We start from the raw sequence: 2,985 nt of genomic DNA on the forward strand, positions 1-2,985 counted from the left end.
CGGTGGAGGCCGACGAGCAGCGCAGTGTGAGCGGCGAGCGCAAGGTGCTGGTGCGGGCCAGTGACCACCTGGTGGTCGAGCAGGGCAGCCAGACCCGCGTGGGCACGGTGCTGGTGCAGCATGCCGGGCGCCAGGTGCAAGTGTCGGCGGATGGCGAGGTGGTGGTGGAAGGCGGGGCCAGCATCAGCCTCAAGGTCGGCGGGCAGCACCTGGTGATCAACAGCGCCGGCATTTTTGCCAGCAGCCCGATCCAGGTGGGGGGCACACCGGCGGCCAGCGTCATGGCGCAACCCTTGCTGCCGGGCGACAGCCAGGCGCAGCCTGCCCTGTTGCTACCGACCACGGTGGGCTCGGTACAACTGGCGCTGGTGACGGCGGGCCCGGCGCTTGGCAGTGCGATGTGCCCAGTGTGTGACAGCTGTTGCGAGGCACTGTCCTTGGGAGGTGCCGCATGAACGCGCCGAACCCTTGGCAATGGATGGCACGGGAGCGGGCCAGTGGCCGCGACATCGTGCTGATACTGGATGCCGGCTTCGACGCCCGCCAGGCCCTCATGGCCCGCCTGGGCTCGGAGCGCTGGTGCGCGCTGTATCACCAGACCGAAGTCGCCCACCTCGCCGCGCATGGGCCGGTGTGCTTCCTGATCGGTGAAGGCGAGGTGCATTTGCTGCAGGGCCTGCTGGAGGCGCCGCAGTGCAATTGGGGCTGGCTGGCCAGCCTGGCACCCGGTGAGCTGATGGCCTGGGTCGAGCATTGGCGTGCCCGGCTGCTGCTAGGCCAGCGGCCGCAACGGGCGTTGTATCGCTTCCACGACAACCGCGAACTGGCCCGGGTAATGACGGTGCCTGAGCGCCGGGCTGCCTGGCTCGGTCAGGCTATCAGTGTGTGCTACTGGCAGGGCACGGCCTGGCAGGTGGTGGACAACCCGGCGCCGCGTGCCTACCCGGCCCCGCTCGACCCAAGCTGGTTACCCACCCCGGCCGAGGTCGCAAACGACGGCGTCGCCCTGGCCAATGCCCATCGCTGTCTCTACAACCGGCATCTGCCTGCCTACAGCGCCCTCGCCGAAAGCCAGGCGCCTCTGGAGTGGTTGGCGCATCAGCTGCGTCAGGCCCGGGCCTGGGGTTGGCATACGGGGGAGGCGATTGAGTTTCTGATGATGCTGAGCCTGCACTCGCCGGGGTACGAGGTACCGCGTGAGTGTGCGCCGCTGGCTGATGAAAGCCCTCAGGCGCACTTGGAGCGGCTGCGGCTTCGCACAGTGTTTTGAGCAAGGAGGAAGGTATGAAGCGTTCGATACTCAAGTGTGGGGTGTTGGTCGGTTTGATTTCAGTGGTGGGGTGCGCTGAAGAAAAGCCGAATACGTTCAAGTTTGTGGGTGAGTTACCCCCTGATTTTGGATATGCGGCGGTTGCGCACTATGAGCCAGAGCCCGGGGAGAAGTGTGAATTGACCGACTGGCGCAGGTCGTTCAATAGACATTGGCCTAGAGAGTATGACCCGACGTCGATCATTGAAATTCGAAAAACGATCAAGGGCTGCCGGATGATTGTTAGTCATATAAAGATCAGAATCATGGCCTTTTACGGGAGCGCTTTTCACCATCGGTCAGAAGATAGGGCTAATGTTGGAGTTTATACAGAGTTGGATGAAAAATATCGGCGTGTCATGAATGCCGAGGATGGCGATACGTTCTACGGTGAATGCCAATGGCGCTTTCGTACCATGGGGCCAGATCGTAATCTTAGAAAATTGCTAAATTGCAAAAAAGACAATGAGCGCGGTGAGCTTTCTGTTGGAAGTCCGTTCGGTGCTTACTTGGTAGATCAACTACCGGGAAAAACGATCAGGATGAATATACGGCTTGTCGATGAGGAACGCCCGTCTATAAAGATGACATGGGAAAAATTCCCAAATGGTTGGAAGCGATGCTTGGGTGAGGGGCTGCATGATGCTTATGGGTTTTGCGATGATAATCCAGGTAAATTTAGTGATTTTATAATGCCCAGTGGCGAGACGTGCTCGATATACCCAGGTTGCGAGGAGTAATGTATGCGTTCGGTACAAGGCTATATGGATGAGCTCAATCACCCGTTCAATAATTTGATGCTCGTGTGTCCGGCGCGCGGCGGCAAGACTAGTTTTCAGTTGGTCGATGAATCGGGCAGTGGCGAGCCATATGCAGGTTTGTTTTATGAAGTTGTCGATTGTGAGGGTGAGTTTTATCGAGGCGTCCTAGATGCTCAAGGGGTAGGGGAGGCCGAAGACCATTATCAAGGGCCAATATCGTTGCGCTTGAATGGTGAGTATGCTGGGCCTGAAAAATTGTATCGCCATCTGTTACGCAGAGACTTTTACCCACTGAAGATAACCGAGCTTCAGGTGAGAGCTGAACAGACGCGCTATGTGAACCACGACAGTACTCGAACGACCTCCAGCCCGGCAGGCGAGCATGCGGACTATTTCCTTCAAGTAGAAGTTCGGGAGCTTGTCCGTCATGGCTGCCACCTTCCTCCGCTATCAGCACGTTCCTTCCCACCCGCCAAAGGGCTCCGGCGGATCATGGGCAAGCACTGCGAGTGGGGAGTGGCGCTCATGCCCGGCAAGCATACTGTGCTGGAGGTCCGCCCGCTTCGAGCGTTCCGGCCCGTGCTATCAATGGACCCTGAGTTCTGCGCGCTGAATCTGTATCAGTTGGCCTTGATGGCCACGCTCAGCTACAACCCGTTCGGTCAGGAGCCACTGGGCCATCCTGTGCTGGCCGCTTCGGTCAGCTTTCCCCATGTCCCCACTGTCGGAAACTGGTTTGGCGAGGCGCTGGCCTGTGGCCAGGAGATCTGGCGTGTTGATTCATCCCAGCGCAAGGAGTACTTCCCTCTGTACGAGGATGTGCCTTACTCCCAGCGATGGGAAATCGTGCCATTCGATCCTGATCTTTATGATGAGAACAAGCCTGATCAGGGTAAGGATCAGGAGAACCCGGCC

The 2,985-nt window shown here is 59.0% G+C and carries 2 protein-coding genes and 2 pseudogenes; all 4 read left to right on the top strand.

The genetic code is table 11. The annotated features are described in order from the left end of the window. Positions 1-455, top strand: a pseudogene (locus RTH46_RS26135) (type VI secretion system tip protein VgrG); the annotation flags it as partial. After that, entirely contained in the window at positions 452-1,270 is an 819-nt protein-coding gene (locus RTH46_RS26140) for a DUF4123 domain-containing protein (protein ID WP_316906968.1), read from the top strand. The pseudogene RTH46_RS26135 and the gene RTH46_RS26140, both read left to right, overlap by 4 nt. Before the next feature lie 14 nt (positions 1,271-1,284). Then, complete coding sequence (locus RTH46_RS26145) at positions 1,285-2,049, top strand: hypothetical protein (RefSeq protein WP_316906969.1); 765 nt, start codon at positions 1,285-1,287, stop codon at positions 2,047-2,049. A gap of 3 nt (positions 2,050-2,052) precedes the next feature. Beyond that, positions 2,053-2,985 (top strand): annotated as a pseudogene (locus RTH46_RS26150) (lipase family protein); the annotation flags it as partial.

This window comes from Pseudomonas sp. zfem004 (assembly GCF_032621715.1).
Taxonomy (GTDB): domain Bacteria; phylum Pseudomonadota; class Gammaproteobacteria; order Pseudomonadales; family Pseudomonadaceae; genus Aquipseudomonas; species Aquipseudomonas sichuanensis.

Excerpts from the sequence above, each read along its gene's own strand:
- RTH46_RS26140 (WP_316906968.1), top strand. The coding sequence starts at position 452 with ATGAACGCGCCGAACCCTTGGCAATGGATGGCACGGGAGCGGGCCAGT.
- RTH46_RS26145 (WP_316906969.1), top strand. The coding sequence starts at position 1,285 with ATGAAGCGTTCGATACTCAAGTGTGGGGTGTTGGTCGGTTTGATTTCA.